The organism is Aminobacterium sp., assembly GCF_034926885.1.
Classification (GTDB): domain Bacteria; phylum Synergistota; class Synergistia; order Synergistales; family Aminobacteriaceae; genus Aminobacterium.
In genome coordinates, this window is record NZ_JAYFQR010000002.1 from 169,157 (window position 1) to 190,289 (window position 21,133).

Consider the following 21,133-nt stretch of genomic DNA (forward strand, 5'->3'; position numbering starts at 1 on the left):
AAACGTGAAAATAAAAAGACTAAATATTTAGACTTTTTATCTTGCAATAAAAAAACAGTTTTAAAAGGATATTTTTCAGATATTTTATTCGGATATTTAAAATTAGGGAGGTAAAAATTGGAAGATGGAAGCTATATGGATGCTGGGTAAAAAAAGAAGGCCCCCGCAAATCTCGGGAACCCTTGCTATTACTGGAGCCGGCGGGCGGACTCGAACCGCCGACCTGCGCATTACGAGTGCGCTGCTCTACCAACTGAGCTACACCGGCAGAGTAAACTAAAATGGCGGTCCCAACGGGATTTGAACCCGTGTCGCAGCCTTGAAAGGGCTGTGTCCTAGACCTCTGGACGATGGGACCGCGATGGTGAGCCGTGTGGGAGTCGAACCCACGACGCCCGGATTAAAAGTCCGGTGCTCTACCAACTGAGCTAACGGCTCTTGCCCCGGCTAGTTACCGCCGTTACGCAAGGGTTTATTCTACAGAAAAAACGCAGCAAGTCAAGCCCCTTTTAAAATATTTCAGGATTCTGGACTGTACTTACTTTTTTCTGAGGAAAGCCAATGGTATCCATTGTCAATTTGCTTCTCGACACTATCAAAGGATGTGCCACCGTATGTCTTGCGTCTACTCACACTTGCTTTCAATGAAAGAAGAGGCATAATATCTTCTTCCACCTCCGGTATGATAGCTTGCCATTCTGACAAAGATAGATCAAAAAGTGATCGTTCATTATCCACACAATAACGAACAAGCTGTCCCGCTTTCCAATGGGCATCTCTAAAAGGAATACCTTTCCTAACAAGATATTCCGCAACATCCGTAGCAAGAACCATCCCATTTTCCATTTTCGAAGTAGCTTTTCGTTCATCTACATCTACATGAGATAAAAAATCAGGTAATATACCCACCATAGAAAGGATAACTGAAAGCGAAGCTAAAAGTCCTCGTTTATCTTCTTGCAAATCGCGATTATATGTTAAAGGTAAGCCCTTAAGCATAATGAGCATATCAACTAAATGCCCAACTACTTGCCCAACCCGACCTCGTGTAAGCTCAAGCACATCGGGATTTTTCTTTTGTGGCATCATGCTTGACCCTGTACAATATGCGTCTGGAAGTTTAAGCCACCCAAATTCCTGGCTGTTATAAATTATAAAATCTTCTGCGAGTCTGCTGCAATGTACGGCAAAAACTGCCGCAAAATAATGGTAATCTAGCAAGTAGTCTCTATGGGCGACAGAATCCAGACTATTTTCTGTCGGCCTTTTAAAACCGAGGGCCGACGCTGTATTAAAACGATCCAGAGCAAGCGTAGATCCGGCTAAAGCTCCTGCACCCAGAGGGCAATCATCAAGAGCATCCAAAGCTGCCTGTAGATGGATCATATCACGTCGAAAGGCTTGAAAGTGAGACATCCAATATTGTCCCATACTTATTGGCTGGGCCTGCTGCAAATGAGTATATCCTGGGATGATAATATCACGGTGAGCGTAGGCTTTTTTAAGAATAGTTTCAAGAAGAATGCACATTCCCTTATGTATTAATTTCAATCTGTTGCGTAAATAAAGACGTAAAGTAGTAGCAATCTGATCGTTTCGACTTCGCCCAGTATGAAGTTTCGCTCCCAGTGGGCCTAATATTTCTATGAGTCGATGTTCAATATTCATATGTACATCTTCCAACTCAATAGAAGGAGTAAAGCATCCATCTTCTATCTCTTTCAGAATCAAGGAAAGCCCTTCTTCTATCTTTTGACCTTCCTCTGAAGAAAGGATTCCAACAGATACTAGCATCTTGGCGTGAGCAAGACTTCCCTTAATATCAAAAGGAGCCAGGCACCAATCAAGGTCAAGAGATTGTGTGTAATTTAATACGATTTCTGCCGTCTGTTCACTAAAACGTCCCTTCCACATCAAGTACCCCTCCCCTGGCAATACATGAATAATCGTTAGGTGTTTTACAGTCTGTCATTTCTATATGTTGGCGAAACCATTCCTCTGCTGGATGCGTTCCGAGAGCCAACCAAGAAGCAACGTGAAGATGAAGGCATTTCACTGTAAAAGAGTTCTTATTTTGAATTCCCCCGACCCCACCTTGAGTAATGGCTCTCCATAATTCAGGACGTCTTTTTTGGAAATAACGCTTCTCAGACGAAGAAAGCAAGGCTAAACGTACATTAATGTGCTGGATATGATATGAAATCCAACGGCGAAGAGAAACGTTCTTTTGAAGGTACTCTTCTAATCTACTCACTCCGTGTTGGGATTCTAGCTCTCCGCACTTGGCAACCAAATAAGGACAGGTGAGCCAAAAAGAAGTTGGAAAGGGCGTTTTTTTATAAAAAGGCCGACAATATAAAACTTGAGGGGCTCCCCAACAACAGCGACACACAACAGATGCAACAATTTTCTGTTGAAACTTACGAGAAACCATTTGACGCTTTACTACATCCATATCCTTTTTTGCAAAAAACCAATACAGGCCAGGGGAGCTTAAGCTCCCCTGGCCTGTTATCATATCGATCATTTACTTTTTTTACTCCGTTTTTTATTGGCTTTTGCGTTGTTTAGTTTGCTATTCAAATCGGCTATTTTTTGATCGCTGACTTTTAGAAAGTTAGATAACTTTTTTTCAAAGCTATCTTCTGTTTCCTTGGGAGCGGAAGACGCAACAGAAGGTGGCTCTTCCATCTTCTTAAGAGAAAGGTCAATTCGATTTTTTTCATCAATCTTGATTACTTTCGCCTTAATCTTTTGCTTGAGCTCAAGAACATCTTCCACTTTCTTAACATAACTATAAGAGAGCTCCGAAATGTGAATCATCGCTCTCTGTCCTGTCGAAAGACGTACAAAAGCGCCATAAGGCATGATCTGCTCCACTTCACATTCGACCGTATCCCCTACATGTACAGGAGCTTGGTCACTCCTCTTTTCTTCTACCATCAGTTTTTCTACCCTCCAGAAGGCTAATATGAAAGGCCTTTTTAAAAAGTCTGCCTCTATCTCTAAATGGCAATGATAATTCTAACAAATGTTCAATGTCTAGGTCTATTTTTTAAAATTAGACATTTCGTGAGGAAGATCATGCCACTCCCAGACGAGGCCTCCATTCTTTCCCAGACGGCTAAATAACACCAAACTCTGAGAGAAAAAAGACCTGCTCTGGGAATTATACCAAATTAGCAGTGTTCCAGTCTCTTTATTCAAAACACTTTTCACTAAAGCTTTTTCTATTATAGGAGAAAACAACGCCAAAAAAGCATGTCCATCTTTTCGTGGTTTTAACAAATGTGAGGAGGAGCGGTTTTCTCGAGTCTGTGGTAATGCACGCATGATCTGAATTCCACTTTTTATAGTAACCTTATTCATTCTAGTTTTAAAAGAATGAACTCTTGTTAAGAAAGAAGAAAGCACCACACTATGCACCTGCACGTCATTTTTTAAAAGAGATAACGTACTCACATACGGTTCATGTTGAGTTCCATTTTCCAATAAAGAAAGGGTTGAAACATGCACCTCAGAAAGAATTTTATGAATAGGAAGACTTCTATAAAGGCTAAAAACTTGGAACATTTTAGAGTTTGATTGTAAATGCCGAACTTTTACTCGACCAAGGAAGAGCCGTAATAAAACCTCCTTGAAGTTGTAAAAACGTTGCTCATCAATTTGTTTGTTCATCATCAATAACTTTCAACGCCTTCTCTATTCTCGAAAAAGGTTCGGAAAGTTCCATTGTTTTTGCCACTTCTACAAGGAAAGAAGCTACACTATCAATTTCTGAGGAATACTCTTCTGAAAGACGCAAACGGAGAGGTGATCCCATGGCATCAGCTTGAAGTATAAAAACACCATTTTCTGGCTGGGGCTCAACGTCACCTGTTTGTTCAAGAAAGGGGCGAGAGGTGACAGACAAAGTAAGTGTCGGAATTTTACTTAACTTTCTTAAAGGAACAAGCAAAGAATCATTGCGACAAATCCACACACCTGGTTTTACCTCTATAGAATCAAGTAAGTTGCTTAAAATCAATTCCTCTTTAAGATACACATCTAAAGCCCCTCCATATAGAATCTGTTCTATGCGGGTCGGCTTTATTGGATCAGTATAACGGAAATCAAGGGGAATGCCTCGAAAATCAGTAACTAAGGCCACTCCACGATAAATGCCGTTGTTTTCTTCAATAAGAATATAACCTATTTGATTATTTGTTATCATAACAGCCATCCTTCCGTGAGAAAAAATCACGCATAAAGATCAAAGTTTTTATTCTGGGACGTTTGGCTTTCTGACTTTTTCTTATGATTCGAACCAGATTGACGCTCTTTTTTAGATCTTTCTTCCTTTTCCTTTTTGCGCCCTGTTTTTTCTCCTTCTGACGCATTATCTCCTGCTTGAACAACTTGCTCCTTTTGTATAGCAGCCGAAACTATCTCTCCTTGCTGACCAGCAAGGGCTGCAGGGCTATTGTTTCCTCTGATAGATTGGGTGTTTTGTTCAACGTTCCAATGGGCCAACTGTAAATGCACTGGATTTACAACCATCCTGGCATTCCCCCCAGACCTTTTTTAATAGTCGTAAGGTTTTATTCGAACTTCACCAGCTTCGTAGACAAAAGCAACAAACCGCTGTTCTTCACGCACTATATGTCGAACACCTCGTATAGTGACAGAAACCCCAGGGTAACAAATTCCCTTCACTCGAACAGCTCCATGAGCTCGACTTGCTTCAATGCTAGACTCGACACTTTCTAGCTCTTGGATGCACTTTGAAAGTTGAGACTGCACTTGAAACTTCGCTTTTGTAAGAGATATGAGCAACTCTCGTTTAGGTCGATCAAGTTCTCCTGCCGACTCTATTTTTTTAAGAAAATTCAAATTTGTCTCTACCTTGGTGGCTTTTTCTTGAAGCTCACCTTTAAGAGCCTGAAGTTCTCGCCTTTTTTCATTATATTCAGGCAAGACACCAACAACAACTTCTGTTTTGGTTCCCATCTCACTTCCAAGATGCAAACAAACTACTTCTATTCCGGCCTGAACTTTTCCACCTGCTATCTGAGCTTTGGATCCTTCTTGCACTATAACGGAATTATTCGCTGAAACATCACTATGCAAAATTGCATTTTTTATTCTTACCGTGCCCTTAGATATGACTGTACATTGATCGATAAAATTAGCAGCTATATCCCCATCAGCTTCTATTTTTGCCTTTCCCATGCCCCGAACTCCGCCAGAAAGTGAAATATTACCACCACTAGAAAGATACGCTCCTTCAACAACTCCTTGTACGTCTACGTCACCTGAAGAAACGATCTCAAACCCTTCTCTCACCGCTCCTTTAACTGAAACTGCTCCAATAAAATTGATATTACCTACACTATAATCAACGTCACCTTCGACGTTAAAAACCGGAACAACGTTCAGTTTGCCATTAGCTAAAACGAGATGACCATCTATTGCAGAATAAAGAGAGAGCGCGTCTTCCGAAACAACAGTTCCCTTGCCAGAAGGTAAAGAACGATCTCTCCCTGCTTTTGCTACAAGGGGTATGCCTCGAACAGTCATTCCATTCTTTCCCTCTGTCGGAGAAGTCTTTGTTGCGAGAAGTTGATTTTTTAGAACAATAGTTATAGAATTCACGTTTTTATAATCAATGCGATCTTTTTCATCTGCAATCACGGGTTTAGCTTGTCCAAACTGAATGGCAAAATCTATCTCTGCATCTTTCCCATTAATTGCCGGTTCCCCTTTGGCAACGACAATCCAATCCTCAACTCTTTTGGAATCTATGACTTGTCGCAATGCAGAATCTTTAATTCCAAACGTAACGCCTTTATCTTCAAGTATTTTTTTCAGATCTTCCACTGTAGGCCAGGGCTTTTCCCCAGAAGGTGGGAAAATTCTTATCTCGGCTGTTAAAGAATCAGAACTGATTTGTACTTCCACAACGGCATCGCGTTCTTCTTCCGCCTCGCGTTCTGCAACTTTAAAGGGTTCTAACGATTTTTCTTTAAGGAAAGTGTTAATTTTATCTCCATCGTAATTATTCACGCCGTTTTTTTTGAGTATATCAACAACATCTTTAAGTGATGGTTCACTTTCGGATACCATCGATATATATACTCCATCTTCACGAAATTCCAGATGTAAAGGTACCTCTTCCATAATTAGAGCCCCCCTCACTTAGCCTGAAGCATCCCCCGTAATGCTACCAAAGCCTTTCCGTGTAACTGGGATACTCTTGATTCAGTAACTCCTAAGACACTTCCAATTTCTTTCAGCGTCAATCCTTCATAATAATAAAAAGCTATAACTTGTTGCTCCCGCTCAGGCAACTTTTGTAGAGCGTGTGCAACTTTATCTACTTCCTCAGAATCTTCAAGCAACGCGAGCGCCGATGGCGACTCGTCAGCAAGAAGCCCCTCACGGGTTACATCTCCATCATCCAAAGCCATAACTTCATCAAGAGATACAATATAACTTCGACTTGCGAGTTCAAGTGTTTCCCTATATGTTTTTTCGTCCATTTCAAGCTCATTCATGAGCACACTATCTTTAATGGTTCCTTGTTCTTGCAAAATTTTATCCATAGCACGGTTCAATTTTTGCAACTTCTCTCTTCCCGTTCTAGAAATCCAATCGTACTTGCGGAGTTCGTCTAAAATAGCTCCGCGGATTCTCGGAACAGCAAATGTTTCAAAAACAACGCCTTTTTCAAGATCAAAGCGATCAATTGCATCAAGGAGACCGAAAACTCCAAAACTCAACAAATCTTCATAATCAAGGCCGGGAGGAGGAGACACAGCCATTCTACCTGCCACATACTTAACGAGAGGAAGATAACGTTTAACAACTTCCTCCCTGATAGCTTCGGTATGATTGTTTACATAACGGTTCCAAAGTTCCTTGTCCCTTGATTTCATCCCCAAATGCAACAACCTTTCATCGCAAGAAAATATAGACAAGCCATAACAATAAAAGAGAGCCACCTATCCAAACTAAAAGCCTTAACGGGAAAGGTGAAATCTTTTCCATCGAATGTTCAGATTCTACTCGTACTTTTATATCTCCAGACACACGTACAAGTCCTTGTACTCCTTCAGAAATTGCAATTTTTGCCAAAACAAGGCCTGTGGGAAGTTTTTCTACTGACCGAACGGGAAAAACAGGCTTCTCGCTTGTTTGCTCTAAGGTTCTTTTGATAAATCCAGAAAGGCCGGTATCTTCGAAAGAAACCCAAATACAATCATTCTCCACAAGTTCTGAAGCAGCTTTCCCCCGAACTGGATCAACAAAAGGATTACAAGAAATCTGGATTCCACCTTCACCGATAACATTCGTAGTTGTTTTTTCTTCTTTTTCTTCTTTCTTTTCTTCTTGGCCCAAACCGGACAATTCCAAGCGAGCTTTATTGAACCGCTCTACCGATATTTGCATTTCAATTTCTGTTCTGAAAGCTTCTTTGAGCTGTTCATGCAATACGTCTTCTATCTGTTTTTCGCCTTTATCTTGTGAAAAGATAAGATTCAGTTGTGTGGGTGTCATGAGATCGCGTACTATACTGCGAAGCTTGTTCCAAAGAACTTTTTCAAAGTGGGCACGCAGATCGGGACCTCTTAAGTCTATTAACGCTTTCCGTACAGATTCCCAACTGGCATTTACACTAAACCTTTCTGGAAATCCTTTACTGGAAACCCAATAACTTTCATCAAAGATATCACCAGATGTTCCTTCACATAAGAGGCAAAAAGCACCGCCAACATCTCCCCTTTTGCGAGAATCAAAACGAACTTTCACAGCAAGAAACTTAGGGGAAAGCGATTTAAGAAGGGTTAAAAGCTCTTTAGGATTTTCATTAACTGTAGACATAATAGCAGACAAAGATTTAGAAGTGCAATGAAAGAGAGAACATAGCTCTTCTTCTATTTCAAGGGGAAGTTTAGGCTCGTCTATTCCAATTTCTCCTGTTTTCTCCAATTCGTTTGTTTCTTCCATTTTTCTTGATTCATCCACTTCCATTATTTCTCCCGTCTTATCCAATGCTTCCACCTCTCTCCCCCCTTTATATTTCTTTTTTCCCTTGCCCTAGGGTTTTAACACTAAGCATCCATGTTTCCGTAGAAAACTCCACGCTTCTACCTTTATTTCCTCCAGTATCAGAATCCATTATCTTAATGCCATACTTATTTAGCCACGCCGTTGTTTGCTGAATATTTCGACTTCCAACAGCGAGAAAATCAGACTGAGAGCCCGGTATAGCAAACATCTGAGCCCCTCCTGCAAATTTTGCTTTAAGCCTAGACTTTAAAGCTCCTTTTTTACATACAGCATCAATGAGCGTAGGAACCGCCGTATTGGCGAATTTCCCTGGCTTATCTACAGGAGCACCTTCCCTGCTTTCAGGAAGCATTATATGAGCCATTCCAGCTACCTTTGCGACAGAATCAAAAATCACGAGACCTATACAAGACCCTAATCCTAAGGTTACAAGTGTATCCGGCGCTGTTATGACAATGAGATCAGCCATGCCAACATGAAAAGTATTCGCCATTGTTTACATAACCCCCAGTTTCTCCAGCAGTCCCTCTAGAGAACCGGGGTCAGGAATCATTATCACATTTCCTTGCACATCAAGATCTGATTCTCCAACACTGAGGGTCGTATTAACTACAAGGGCTACATCTCCTGTTTGTCCGAAAATAGAAATGACGACATCCAAAACCGCAGCCAACATGTCATGAGCTACTCCGGGAACCGATATGTTGTATGTACTGCCTACGAACATGTTTATTGCATTCAAGAAAGAACTCAAAATAATATTGCCAACCTCTGATAGTGCACTGTCTCTCATTTCCTCAGGAAGAGAGGATACATCCATTCCTCCACCAAATTGTTTTGTAATAAGCAAATCCACAAGGGACTGAGCGTTCTCTTCCTCTTGTATAAAAATAAGACTGCATGGGAAATCTCCATGAGATCTGACAAAAACAGCGGCGACAAGACTCATTGCCGGCCCATAATGTTCCCCCAACTCATAAATTGAAATAAGCTCTGCTTTAGGGACATCCATTTCCACAGGTTTTTCCAGAAGTTTCGATAAGGCCGTCGCGGCATTACCAGCTCCGATATTTCCAACTTCCCGGATAGCGTCAAGTTGCAAGTGACTGAAACTGTCTAAATTCATCGCCCTTTAATCCCCCTAGCTCTACCTCGCGCAGAGAGAGGCTACGTCAAGTATTAAAGCAACATTTCCGTCTCCCAATATTGTCGCTCCAGCTATTCCTTTTGTTTTAGATAGGAATTTTCCTAAAGATTTAATGACAATCTCTTGTTGTCCTATTAATTCGCTAACGATCATACCGACCTTGTTTCTCCCCGCTTTAACAACAACTACGGGATACTCTTCCTGACCATCGTCCTCAACGGAAGTCCCCAAAATTGAGGCCAGATCAGACAGTGGAAGAACATCCCCTCGCAAAAGAGTAGCAGGTATTCCGTGCATAGTTTTGATATCATTTTTATGTACAAGAATTGTCTCTTCTACATTTTCAAGGGAGATAGCATAAATCTCATTTTCCACTTTAACAAGCAAAGCAAGAACAATGGCAAGAGTTAACGGTAATCGTACAAGAACACGTGTTCCCTTCCCATGCTCACTTACCACCTCAAATTGACCGCCAAGAGATTCAACCTTTGTTTTTACTGCGTCCATACCTACACCACTACCAGAGATGTCGGTAACTGCATCGGAAGTGCTGAAACCAGGCAAAAAGACAAGTTGCACAAGCTCTTCTTCTGTCATTTCAGAACTTTGTTCCGGCGTAATTAGAGCTTTTTCAAGGGCCTTCTTACGTACCTTATCAGTATCGATACCATGTCCATCGTCATCGACCTCGATAATAACACCGCTACCTTCCTGATAGGCAGAAATACAGATTGTTCCAGTTGCCTCTTTACCGTTTTTAAGTCGCTCTTCAGGCAACTCGATACCATGATCTATGGAATTACGAATAAGATGAACAAGTGGGTCGCCAATTTCATCTATTACTGTACGATCAAGTTCTGTATCTTGACCTTCTATTCGGAGATCTATCTTCTTTTTCATTGTTTTGGATAAATCCCTTACTAATCTTGGGAAACGATCAAAAATGAAGGAAACAGGCACCATCCGAAGCTTGGTAACCATCTCTTGAATATCGCTAGAAATACGACCAAGCTGAGATAGAGGTTCATCAAACTCTCTCAAACGTGCCTCTTGAACAAGACGCTCTATACGAGCCCGGCCAATAACCAATTCTCCGACAAGATTCATTAGTTTATCGAGACGTCCGATATCTACACGAACCGTTTGACTGCTTTTTTTATGATTAGCCGACTTCGAAACATTATTTCCATTCTTTTCAGAATGAAGAGCTTTATTTTCAGAAGAAACTTCGTTCTGTGAGGCATGATCTTGATCCACAGAGTTTTCGTTTTTTTCTCTTTCCACTTGAGGAGCGCCAACATGCTCTATTTCTATTTTTTCTATCTCACTAATGCGAGAAACAGCTTCTTCTATCTTATCCTGAGAGCTATGTGTAGCAATGTACACTTCAAAAGATCTATCAAATTTTTCATTTTCAAGATCGTCTACAGGAGGTGTTGTTTTAATAATGTCTCCCATTTCTTCTAAACGATTTACAACCATATATGCTCGAGCCGCCTTCAGGAGGCATTCTTGCGTCAGAAAAACCTTGACTTTAAAAACATCCATACCAAGGCTACTTGCTTCATGTATCCATTCTTCTTCATGAGATTCTAAACCAGCTGGTTTGCTATCACTGCCAAGAAAAGTATCTTTTTGTGGTTCATCAGAAATAGCTTCTCGTAAAGCCTGAACAAGTTCATCTATAGAAATAGACGTATCATTTCCATCATTCCGAATAGCGTCTACCATAGATTGAAGAGTATCAAGAGATTTAAAAAGTAAGTCGATATCGTTACTTTTTAACGTATTTTCACCCTTACGAACCTTATCTAAACGATCTTCAAGAGCATGGGTCAGAGACGACATTCTTTCAAATCCCATCGTTGCAGACATTCCTTTTAACGTATGAGCAGATCGAAAGATTTCGTTTATAACTTCCATGTCTTCCTGATTTTTCTCTACAGCAAGTAGAAGATCATCAAGATGCAAAAGATTATCAGAAGCCTCATCAAGGAAAGCGCCTAAATATTGACTCAGATCCATTCCAGCCATGATACATCATCTCCAACCTCAAAATTCACTCTAATTAAACTTTATCCTAATTATTCACATACCTTAAAATAGCTGTTGATATCGAAGTTAAAGGTACCGTTTCATCTACTATTCCAGCCTCTACAGCCGCTCTGGGCATCCCATAAACGACGCAAGATTCTTGTGCTTCAGCAATAACATAAGCACCCTTTTTCTTTAGCATTGTTGCGCCATCTGTTCCATCTCGCCCCATTCCAGTTAATATAACAGAGAGCACCTTCCCTCCCACTTCATCAGCTAAGCTCATAAACAAAACATTCGCAGACGGCTTTACAGATAAAACAGGAGGCATATCGGAAAGCCCACAAAATAATCTTTTATCTTTGTCTCTTTTGACAATTAAATGGGCCCCTCCTGGAGCAATAGCAGCCATACCAGCATGAAGAGGAGCTTTGTCATATGCCTCTATGACTGTAAGCTGCGACACAGAATCAAGACGTTTGGCAAAAGAAGGCGTAAAATCCTTAGGCATATGCTGAACAACCACTATAGGTAATGGGAAATCGCCAGGCAATTGAGATAACACATATTGCAACGCCCTCGGACCGCCGGTAGATGCGGCTATAGCTACAATAACAGGCGGCTCACTTTTTATAATTTTCGCTGGTCGTATTTGTTGCTCTATCTGTTGCGTTATATATGCTGTTGGTTCTTTTAAAACCGATGGGGTTACAGAGCCTGCAGCTACCACTTTTGCAATAAGCTCTTCACCAACGACATTCATATCAAGAGAAATATGGCCTGAAGGTTTCGTAACATAATCAAAAGCACCTAAAGATAAGGCCTGCAATGTTGCTTGTGCTCCTTCTTGAGTTAAACTACTTACCATAATAACAGGTCTTGGGAACTGTTTCATTATTATTTTTAATGTTTGTAATCCATCTAGTTTCGGCATTTCAATATCGAGAGTAACTACGTCTGGATTCAATTCTTTAATTTTTTCCAGAGCATCCTCCCCGTCTCTCGCAACGCCTACAACCTCTATCTGAGGATGGGAAGTCAATATATCCCTTATTATCTTTCTCATAAAAGAAGAATCATCTACGACTAAGACTTTTATCATAATATGCTCACCTAACGATTAATAAGTTCTTGTTGACGAATAAAATTTCCTAAACTTTTTTCTGCCGAAATAGGCAAAATATCAAAAGAGACCCCAACCTCACATCGACCGTCGCGTTCTTGATTCCTCATTATAGAAACAGGGACTAAAAACTCTGTTTCGGGAAGAAAGAGACGGCAAAGATATCGTCTTTTATTTTCAAAAAGATGTTTCTTAGAAATATCCAACAAAAAACCGCAGCCCCCCAAACTTATATCTTTCGCGGTAACAGCGATTTTTTCCTCTCTTGCTGTTTTAAATTGTTCTGCTTCCTGGAGCAAAAACATCTCCATTTTCATAATACAAGGAACACGAACAAAACGTCTTCTTTGTAGTTTGATTACCTCGCCATGCGGCTCTACCCAAAGTAACGGTATTTGTTCTGCAATGGAGCTTCGAACAATAAAAGCTGCAACTTCATATAGTGAGCCCTCTATCTCTATCTGTAAAACTATTTCGAGACTTCTATGTATTGGTAACAAGGCCCCCTTTAGCATGGGATGAGCCACAGCTATCTGATTCTTACGAATATCTTCAAGTCTGGAAGGATAACGTCCCTTATACAATCCAGCCCTAATATCTACAAAAACTTTCTTCCCTATTTCTTTATCAAGAAGAGAAAGAAAATGAGTTAAATCCATCAAGGCTCCATCTCCATTGTGCGTAATCCTCGAGCAAGTCTCAAGAAAAATGCTTTTAATCCTCTCCCCGCTGTCTCCTGTTTTGCCCCCGTTAACCGCGAGGCTATTTCGCGGAAAGAATAAGATGCCACCGAATTCGGGAATTCTCTCAACAATGGCCTTTGAGAACATATCGCTTTCTTTAAATGACGATCTATTGGAACAAATCCATCATAATCAACGTTTAAACTTAAAAAACGCGAAGAGACTTTTTGCATTCTTTCTGCTGTTTCTCCCGCTTCTACTGCATTATCTGCCATATTTACAACAAGATGCATATCAGCCTTGCTCTTTGACTCTATAGCTAAAATCTTCATTATTCCATAAGCATCACGAACCGACGTAGGTTCTGGCGTTGTAACCACCACAACAGAATCAGCGGCAAGAGCGAAAGAAAGTACATCTTTATGTATTCCTGCTCCCGTATCAATAATGAGATAGTCAGCCATAAGATCAAGAGTAGTAAGTTGCTCTAAAATTTTCAAAAAAATGTCTTCATTTGCCTCTGCCATTTCACGGACTCCACTACCGCCTGGAATAACCCATACCCTATCATCAAGCTCGATCAATATTTCTCTTATTTCCCTCGACCCACGTATAACGTGAGCAAGAGAATAACGAGGAACTAACCCTAGCATAAGGTCAACGTTGGCCATCCCCATGTCCGCATCCAACAAAACCACTGAAAAGCCCAGATCGGCTATTGCAAGAGCAAGATTAACAGAGAGGCTGCTCTTACCTACCCCTCCTTTACCGCTGACAATAGCCATAGAACGAGTATTTCTAAATACTTTCTTCTCAAAACTCCTATTTTTTTCTACTAAACTTCTAAGCGTCTTTGCCTGATCGGCAACTGGGAGCCCCTCTCCATTACGCACGAGAATAGTCCTCTTCCGTCAAAAAAAGGTCTACAATCTTCTGAGCATCTGCAACCTCAATATCATTAGGAACATTTTGTCCTGTAGTAAGAAAGGATGCTGGAAGCTTTTTCGAAAGCAGCACGTTAAGTAAACCACCATAGGAACTTGTCTCATCGATTTTTGTAAAAAGCATATGGGTTAAAGGTAAACTTCCCATTCTTCCTACTACGTCAAGCATATCCTTATCTTTCATATTTGAAGCGAGTACGAGGTGAAGAGCATCAGGTTTAAAGGCTTCGTAAAGTCTTTTAGCCTCTTCGAGTCGTTCAGAATCTTTTTGATTTCTCCCTGCCGTATCAAGTAATATAAGGTCAGCCTTGCTATGTTTTTTCAATACAGTATCAATTTCTTCTATCTCAAAAATAACCTCAATGGGAACCCCAAGGATTTTCGCATATGTTCGTAACTGTTCTACCGCAGCTATACGATAGGTATCTGATGTTAGTAACAATACATTTTTTCGCTCCCAAAGAGCATGTATGGCAGCTATTTTGGCAATTGTCGTCGTTTTGCCCACGCCTGTAGGGCCTACAAACATTACTTTTTTCCCGCCAATTGCTTTCGTCGGAACTTTTGCTGCAACTGGAACCTGATCTTTAAGCCAAAGACAAAACTGATCCTGAGGAAGTTTTTCTTCCAAAAACTTTTCTTGAAGTTTTTGAGCTATATCTGGTAATAAGCCTTTTTCTATAAGAGAACCTGTTAGATCAGAAGGAACAGAAACAGCAATGTTTGTTTTTTTGTTTTTCTTGACACCACTCTCCGCCACAACTGATTTGGGATGAGACTCAATAACTGCATGTTGAGGCTTCTCATCCAGACGTTCCAAAACTTTATCCAGTTTTTCATATATGCGCGCTACTTCTTGTTCTAAATCTTTAGTTTTTCCCTTCTCCTCCTGAGGCTTTGCTAAAGCCAAACTTTGAGATGAAAAAGAAACTTCATCTTTTACATCCTCAGTAATCCGCTCTGAAATTGTCGGAGACGCCGATGTTTTTTTAGAATCAAGAAGACGCTGAAATGCTACTAGTCGATCTCGCGATGCTTCTCGCTGATCTGCTTCATCTTCTTCAAGAAGACCAGCAGTAACAACAAGAATATCTTTTCTGAAAAGCCCTAAAAAACCTCCGGCTTTGGCAGGACGAGTGGAAAGAATTACCGCATCCCGCCCTAAGCGTTCACTGGCAATTCGTATTGCTTCTGCATCATTCTTAGCTTCAAAAGATATCTGCTGAACTACGCGCATTTATCACTCCACCATCCCCACAGATTTTAATTGCATTCTCTGGGATATTTCATTATAGGATACAACATAAAGTCCAGGCAATGATCCCTCGAGAATTCTTCTTACTATAAGACGCACATCTGGATGTACCAATAAAACAGGAAGATGCCCCTCCATGGCCATTTTTTCAACCATTTTTGCTACGGCCGCGGTAAGCCCCTGAATATCTTGAGGACTCATATTGAGTTGCCACCCCTGCAGCAGGTCTCCTTCCAGGCCATCTTTGATTTTCTGCTCCCATACAGGGGAAAGTGTAGACACTGTAGCAACACCTTCCTCTCCCTGTATTTTCAAAGATATAATGCGAGAAAGAGACTCTCTTACACGTTCGGTTAAATAATCTACACTTCTCGTTATTCGACCATTATCTGCCAAGGCCTCAAAAATTGTTACCAAATCTCTAATTGGAATCTGTTCACGAACAAGATTTTGCAACACTTTCTGAACTTCACCTAATGAAAGGACTCCCATCATTTCTTCTACTACAGCAGGAGAATTTTCTTTTACAAGATCCGTAAGTTTCTGAACCTCTTGTCGCGTAATAAGTTCGCTGCCATAACGTTTAATAATTTCAGACAGATGTGTGGCAAGAACCGATGGCGCATCGACAACAGTATATCCCATGGATTCAGCCTTATCTCTCAGTTCAGGAGAAATCCATGTAGCTTGTAAACCGAAGGCAGGTTCAACTGTTGGAACCCCCACAATTTCTTCCTCTGCGTTCCCTGTATTCATGGCTAGGTACTGATCCGGCAAAAGTTCTCCCTTACCTGTTTCAGCGCCTCTGACACGTATGACATACTCGGAAGGTTTAAGTTGAATATTATCTCTTATACGAATGGGTGGAACAACAAGACCAAATTCCAAAGCCATCTGTTTGCGAATAGTGCCAATTCTATCAAGCATATCTCCTCCTTGTGAAGGATCGACAAGGGGGATTATTGCATACCCTATCTCTATTTCCATGGGGTCAACAGTCAAAAGTTGCATTACATCTTCTGGAGAAGCAGGCGCTACAGGTTGAGCAGATGTTCCGCTACCTGCACTCTTCGTTGCTCCCTCTCGTGAACCAGATGGAGTGTGAGCCGCAGAAGAACCAGCTCCCTCTGATGATTCTATTTCCTGAACTTTTCCTTCTCTGTAAACCCAATACCCCATCAAAGCAAGAAATATTCCGAGGACAAGAAAGGGTATTGTGGGTAATCCCGGAATGAACGCTAAAGCAAAAAGCAAACCAGAGCCAATGAAAAGCGGGCGTGAATATTTAGTAAGAGATATAAATATATCTCTCCCCAAATTTGTTTCGCCAGCAGCTCTGGTTACAATAACTCCAGTTGCTGTTGAGAACAGAAGGGCTGGTATTTGGGAAACAAGACCATCACCAACAGTGAGGAGGCTATAAATAGCACCAGCTTCCCCTAAGGTAAGTCCTCGTTGAAGAACTCCTATGGCGAGGCCACCAATAATATTGATTATCGTAATAATAAGCCCCGCTATTGCATCACCTTTTACGAATTTTGAAGCTCCATCCATAGCTCCATAGAAGTCTGCTTCCCGCTGAATATCTTTACGTCGCGTACGAGCAACATTCTCATCTATAAGGCCAGCATTTAAATCTGCATCAATTGCCATCTGCTTTCCTGGCATAGCATCAAGAGTAAATCGAGCAGCAACCTCCGCAACACGTTCAGAACCTTTCGTAATAACTATAAACTGGATGATAACCAAAATAAGGAAAACAACTCCACCAACAACATAGTTACCACCTACAACAAAATTTCCGAAAGCACTGATAACTTTTCCCGCATCTGCCCGCAAAAGAATGAGTCGAGTAGTGGAAACATTGAGGGCTAATCTGAACAAGGTAACGATAAGAAGCATCGTAGGAAATGCTGCTAAATCGAGAGCTCTATTGACATAAAAGGTGGAAAGCAACATAACGACTCCCAACGTTATATTAGAAGCGAGAAGGATATCGAGAAGCCATGTTGGGACAGGAATAATCATCATGGCCACTATCATAATGACCATAATAGCCAACCCTAAGTCGGAATAAAGAAGGAGTCGTTTCAAAAAAGATCGTTGTAAGGTCGTTTCTGCCACTTAGGCTCATCCTCTCAAATAATTTCTGTTTTTTTCCTTTTTTGTAGATTTACCTCTCTTGAGTTTGTAAACAAAAGCAAGAACTTCTGCCACAGCTTTGTACAATTTTTCGGGAACCTCTTCTCCAATATCTATAGCATCATAGAGAGCCCACGCCAACGGTTTATTTTCTACAATGGGAACTTCGTTTTCTTCTGCTAGCTCCCTTATCTTTTGTGCTATAAACCCCTTCCCCTTTGCAACAACAACAGGTGCTTCCATCACTGATTTATCATACTCTAGAGCTATAGCTAACGTTGTTGGGTTTGTAATAACCACATCGGCTTTTGGAACAGATGACATCATTCTGCTCCTTGCCAACTCTCTCTGTTTCTGACGAATTTTTCCCCTTAACTGGGGATCCCCTTCTGTTTGTTTGTACTCTTCCTTTATTTCCTGACGACTCATACGAATAGAACGTTCGTGCTCCCATCTCTGATAAAGATAGTCAAAAATAGCGATTGCAAACAATAAAAAGGCTAATTTTAAGCATAAACGCCATATCTTATAAAAAACCAAAGCAAGTCCCTGATCTATTGGGAACTGCAAAACTCCTGCAATCTCTCGAATATCCTTCTTCAAGGCAGTGTAAATAACAATGCCAAAAAGGGTTGCTTTGAAAAGTCCCTTCACAAGCTCCACCAAAGACCTCAACGAAACGATCTTCTTTAATCCTGAAACAGGATTAAAGCGATCCGGCTTAGGTATAAGAGGCTTCGGAGTCAAAACCAAACCAACCTGTGCAACAGTAACGATAAAGGCTGCCAAAGCAGCAACTCCTCCCAAGGGAAGAACAACTATTGCAAGTGTCTTTAAAGCGCGTATCCACAAAATGTGCTGCCAACCTTGTGCTTTCATGGATGGGCTTGCCATAAAAGCTACAGTATCTCGAATATAAAATAAAAGAATGTCCCAAAAAAAAGTACCGAAAAGAAAAAGAGCAATAAGACCAACAAGAATAACGACAGATGCCCCAAGATCCTGACTTTTAGCGACACGCCCTTCTTCCCTTTCTCGTCTTCGTTTACGAGGGCTCGCAGGTTCAGTTCGCTCTTCTGCAAAAAACTGTAAATCGTAAAAGCTACTCTTTTCTATTTCCATACCATGACACTCTTCATTGCCAATTCTATATATTTTGTCAAATTCGCTGATACTAGATCAACTGTTAAAGGCAAAACTATCATTAAAAGGAAGAGGCCCAAACCTATTTTCAAAGGAAGTCCTAATATAAAGATATTCATCTGAGGAACAGTGCGAGCTAAGAAGCCTAACCCGATATCGGCGAGAAGGAGAGCTCCGTAAAAGGGCAAAACCATTCTGACAGCGATAACAAAAAGCTGTTGAATCCAAACCGCTATTCCCATATCGGCTGGAATAAATAAAAAGAGTTTTCCTACTGGAATTAATTTTAAACTTTCTACAATGGATTGTACCAGAAGTAGATGGCCATTCCAGTAAAAAAAGAACCATAAACCGACCAAAAATTTTAATTGGCCAAGAATAGAACTTTGTTCCTCACTTAAAGGATCAAGAAGACTTACCATCGCTAGGCCCATTACATTACCAACCAATTCACCCGCTACTTGCAATGCATAAAGAGGCAATGCCGACAAAAATCCCAGAGCAACGCCTATTAAAAATTCACGTGCACCAGCTAAAACAATTGGCATCCACCCTGAAAAAAGAGTGGCAGGAACAGATAAATCAGCACTTCCTACAGCCGCTATCGATATTAAAATTGCTGCCCAGAAACGAACAGGCAACGGCATGGAGGAAGCCAAGAAAACAGGGGATGAAAATATCATTCCCACAAACCGAAGTCCAACCACCATATAAACTATAAGGACTTGAGAAATAACAAAATTATCAGCCGTCATTGCACAAATTTCTCTAGTTGCCCCAACAGAAATTGTGTCAATTCACCTATACGACCAAACATCCAGGGGCCAAACAACACAAGAGCTACAAGAACAGCTACGATCTTCGGAATGAAAATAAGTGTCTGTTCCTGAATAGATGTTGCCGTTTGCAAAATACCTATAATAAGCCCCACAATCATGGCAACGAGAAGAACAGGCAGAGAGGTAAGGAGAGTTACCCAAACACAATGACTCAATACGTCGTACATACTAAATGTGTTCATGTATGCGCACCTTCCTCCTTACGAAAAACTCTTAAATATACTCATAACAACCAAATCCCAACCATCAGCCATAACAAAAAGGAGTATCTTAAAGGGTAGGGAGATCATCATAGGAGGCAACATAATCATGCCCATACTCATAAGGACACTTGCTACGATCATATCGACAACTATGAATGGAATAAATATTACGACTCCCATCTGAAAAGCTGTTTTAAGCTCGCTGAGCATAAAGGCGGGTAACAAAAGACGAGTCGGTACATCGTCTGCATTTTGAGGACGTTCCATTTTAGCCATCCGAACCATGAGCGAAAGCTCTTCTTCTCGTGTATATTTCAACATAAATTGACGAACCGGAGCCACTGTATTCTGCCAAGCTTGTGCAGATTGTATTTCTCCTGCCATGTATGGAGCCAAAGCCGTGTCGTAAATTTGGCTCCATGTAGGAGTCATAATGAAAAGGGTCATAAAAAGAGCTAATGTAACAAGCACCTGATTCGGAGGAGTCTGTTGCAGTCCAAGGGCGCGGCGTACGAACCCCAAAACAACAAGAATACGAGTAAAACTTGTAAGCATGAGCATAATTGCCGGAGCTAGGCTCAATACAGTCAAAAGAGCTAAAATCTGCAATGTGAGGGCCACATCTTGAGGTGATTCAGCAGCTCGAACACCCAACTGTAAAGCTGGAAGAGGAATAGACGGAGCTTCTGCACACAATGCAGCTGAAGGAACTACGAATGCTGCAAAAAGAAATATAGCGACTATAAGTATCAATAAATCAGTTACATTTTTTTTCACCATTCACGTCTCCCTGAAGCCAATCTTCTTTCCGCCATTTTCCTACAACCTTAGAATTATTCCCCCCAGATAACAATGCTATAACATCTGGACCACACTGAATAATGTAAAGCATTTCGCGACCAAGTCGCAACGCAGCTATAACTTTCACATTGTGGCTTTCTCTTACCGCAATGGATGGACGAATATACCGAATTAAAATATACGAGATACCGACCAAAAGGCAAAGAGCCAACATAACCCGTATAAAGTAAGTCGTAAGTCCTGACGTAGAGGTTGCAGCCTCCGACGGTGTCTGAATGACAAAAACGAAAAACCCAGCCAGTAACGCTGAAAAGCGACTGCCTGGGATAATTTTTAAAAAATTAACCATTACTCTGACCTTGAAATTTAGGCTAGGGCCTTGCTTAAAGCCTCCACCACTCTATCTGGTTGAAAAGGCTTCACTATAAAGTCAACAGCGCCGGCCTGTATTGCCTCTATAACCATAGGCTGCTGCCCCATAGCACTAACCATTATAATTTTAGCCTGAGAATCAAGAGCTTTAATAGCTTTTACAGCATCAATGCCGTTCATTTCGGGCATTGTTATATCCATTGTTACAATGTCAGGATGAAGCTTCTGATAAGCCGCCACGGCAACTTTACCATTTTCTGCTTCTCCAACAACCTCAAAGCTATTTTTTGAAAGAATATCTTTTAACATCATCCTCATAAAGGCGGCATCATCAACTATTAACACACTTTTTCCCATTCCTGCACCCCTCACTTGTCAAACTCGAAATGACTATG

Annotated in this window: 23 protein-coding genes and 3 tRNA genes; all 26 read right to left on the reverse strand. The window is 41.0% G+C overall.

Annotated elements, in window-relative coordinates; genetic code table 11:
- Positions 1-192: 192 nt before the first annotated feature.
- Positions 193-268, reverse strand: a tRNA-Thr gene (locus tag VB083_RS01345).
- A gap of 14 nt (positions 269-282) precedes the next feature.
- Positions 283-358, reverse strand: a tRNA-Glu gene (locus VB083_RS01350).
- Positions 359-362: 4 nt separating this feature from the next.
- A tRNA-Lys gene (locus VB083_RS01355) sits at positions 363-438 on the reverse strand.
- Positions 439-519: 81 nt separating this feature from the next.
- On the reverse strand, positions 520-1,914 hold the full coding sequence (gene argH / locus VB083_RS01360; RefSeq protein WP_213695911.1) for an argininosuccinate lyase: 1,395 nt from the start codon (positions 1,912-1,914) through the stop codon (positions 520-522).
- On the reverse strand, positions 1,895-2,527 hold the full coding sequence (locus tag VB083_RS01365; RefSeq protein WP_213701288.1) for a DUF501 domain-containing protein: 633 nt from the start codon (positions 2,525-2,527) through the stop codon (positions 1,895-1,897). Before VB083_RS01365 ends, argH begins: the two co-directional genes overlap by 20 nt.
- Positions 2,524-2,943, reverse strand: coding sequence for a S1 RNA-binding domain-containing protein (locus VB083_RS01370; protein ID WP_213691361.1), 420 nt, complete (start codon positions 2,941-2,943; stop codon positions 2,524-2,526). The genes VB083_RS01365 and VB083_RS01370 overlap by 4 nt, the downstream gene beginning before the upstream one ends.
- Positions 2,944-3,048: 105 nt before the next feature.
- Entirely contained in the window at positions 3,049-3,681 is a 633-nt protein-coding gene (locus VB083_RS01375) for a hypothetical protein (RefSeq protein ID WP_213691362.1), read from the reverse strand.
- Positions 3,662-4,213: a hypothetical protein gene (locus VB083_RS01380; protein ID WP_213691363.1), complete on the reverse strand. Its 552-nt coding sequence runs from the start codon at positions 4,211-4,213 to the stop codon at positions 3,662-3,664. The genes VB083_RS01375 and VB083_RS01380 overlap by 20 nt, the downstream gene beginning before the upstream one ends.
- Before the next feature lie 26 nt (positions 4,214-4,239).
- The gene (locus VB083_RS01385; protein ID WP_213691364.1) at positions 4,240-4,539 is read right to left on the reverse strand and encodes a hypothetical protein; all 300 of its coding nucleotides are present in this window, start codon (positions 4,537-4,539) and stop codon (positions 4,240-4,242) included.
- 24 nt (positions 4,540-4,563) lie between these two features.
- Complete coding sequence (locus VB083_RS01390; RefSeq protein ID WP_213691365.1) at positions 4,564-6,159, reverse strand: DUF342 domain-containing protein; 1,596 nt, start codon at positions 6,157-6,159, stop codon at positions 4,564-4,566.
- Between the two features lie 14 nt (positions 6,160-6,173).
- On the reverse strand, positions 6,174-6,917 hold the full coding sequence (locus tag VB083_RS01395) for a sigma-70 family RNA polymerase sigma factor (RefSeq protein WP_213691366.1): 744 nt from the start codon (positions 6,915-6,917) through the stop codon (positions 6,174-6,176).
- Positions 6,918-6,936: 19 nt separating this feature from the next.
- The gene (locus tag VB083_RS01400; protein ID WP_213691367.1) at positions 6,937-8,043 is read right to left on the reverse strand and encodes a hypothetical protein; all 1,107 of its coding nucleotides are present in this window, start codon (positions 8,041-8,043) and stop codon (positions 6,937-6,939) included.
- 13 nt (positions 8,044-8,056) lie between these two features.
- The gene (locus VB083_RS01405; RefSeq protein WP_213691368.1) at positions 8,057-8,545 is read right to left on the reverse strand and encodes a chemotaxis protein CheD; all 489 of its coding nucleotides are present in this window, start codon (positions 8,543-8,545) and stop codon (positions 8,057-8,059) included.
- A gap of 3 nt (positions 8,546-8,548) precedes the next feature.
- Complete coding sequence (locus VB083_RS01410) at positions 8,549-9,178, reverse strand: chemotaxis protein CheC (RefSeq protein WP_213691369.1); 630 nt, start codon at positions 9,176-9,178, stop codon at positions 8,549-8,551.
- A gap of 21 nt (positions 9,179-9,199) precedes the next feature.
- A complete protein-coding gene (locus VB083_RS01415) occupies positions 9,200-11,233 on the reverse strand; it encodes a chemotaxis protein CheA (protein ID WP_323401624.1) in 2,034 nt (677 codons plus the stop codon).
- Between the two features lie 46 nt (positions 11,234-11,279).
- Entirely contained in the window at positions 11,280-12,335 is a 1,056-nt protein-coding gene (locus VB083_RS01420; RefSeq protein WP_213691371.1) for a protein-glutamate methylesterase/protein-glutamine glutaminase, read from the reverse strand.
- Positions 12,336-12,346: 11 nt separating this feature from the next.
- Entirely contained in the window at positions 12,347-13,015 is a 669-nt protein-coding gene (locus VB083_RS01425) for a flagellar brake protein (protein WP_213691372.1), read from the reverse strand.
- Entirely contained in the window at positions 13,015-13,932 is a 918-nt protein-coding gene (locus VB083_RS01430) for a MinD/ParA family protein (RefSeq protein WP_213691373.1), read from the reverse strand. Before VB083_RS01430 ends, VB083_RS01425 begins: the two co-directional genes overlap by 1 nt.
- A complete protein-coding gene (gene flhF / locus VB083_RS01435; protein ID WP_323401625.1) occupies positions 13,925-15,220 on the reverse strand; it encodes a flagellar biosynthesis protein FlhF in 1,296 nt (431 codons plus the stop codon). Before flhF ends, VB083_RS01430 begins: the two co-directional genes overlap by 8 nt.
- Before the next feature lie 3 nt (positions 15,221-15,223).
- Positions 15,224-17,290, reverse strand: coding sequence for a flagellar biosynthesis protein FlhA (gene flhA / locus VB083_RS01440; protein WP_374047604.1), 2,067 nt, complete (start codon positions 17,288-17,290; stop codon positions 15,224-15,226).
- A 78-nt stretch (positions 17,291-17,368) separates the two neighbouring features.
- Positions 17,369-18,502, reverse strand: coding sequence for a flagellar biosynthesis protein FlhB (flhB, locus tag VB083_RS01445; protein ID WP_213695747.1), 1,134 nt, complete (start codon positions 18,500-18,502; stop codon positions 17,369-17,371).
- Entirely contained in the window at positions 18,493-19,278 is a 786-nt protein-coding gene (locus VB083_RS01450) for a flagellar biosynthetic protein FliR (RefSeq protein WP_213691061.1), read from the reverse strand. The genes flhB and VB083_RS01450 overlap by 10 nt, the downstream gene beginning before the upstream one ends.
- Entirely contained in the window at positions 19,275-19,544 is a 270-nt protein-coding gene (fliQ, locus tag VB083_RS01455; protein ID WP_213691062.1) for a flagellar biosynthesis protein FliQ, read from the reverse strand. The genes VB083_RS01450 and fliQ overlap by 4 nt, the downstream gene beginning before the upstream one ends.
- An 18-nt stretch (positions 19,545-19,562) precedes the next feature.
- Positions 19,563-20,345, reverse strand: coding sequence for a flagellar type III secretion system pore protein FliP (gene fliP, locus VB083_RS01460; protein WP_213691063.1), 783 nt, complete (start codon positions 20,343-20,345; stop codon positions 19,563-19,565).
- A complete protein-coding gene (locus VB083_RS01465) occupies positions 20,323-20,715 on the reverse strand; it encodes a hypothetical protein (protein WP_213691064.1) in 393 nt (130 codons plus the stop codon). Before VB083_RS01465 ends, fliP begins: the two co-directional genes overlap by 23 nt.
- A 17-nt stretch (positions 20,716-20,732) precedes the next feature.
- Positions 20,733-21,095 (reverse strand): response regulator, encoded by a 363-nt coding sequence (locus VB083_RS01470; protein WP_213691065.1) that lies wholly within the window; start codon positions 21,093-21,095, stop codon positions 20,733-20,735.
- Positions 21,096-21,133: the final 38 nt, after the last annotated feature.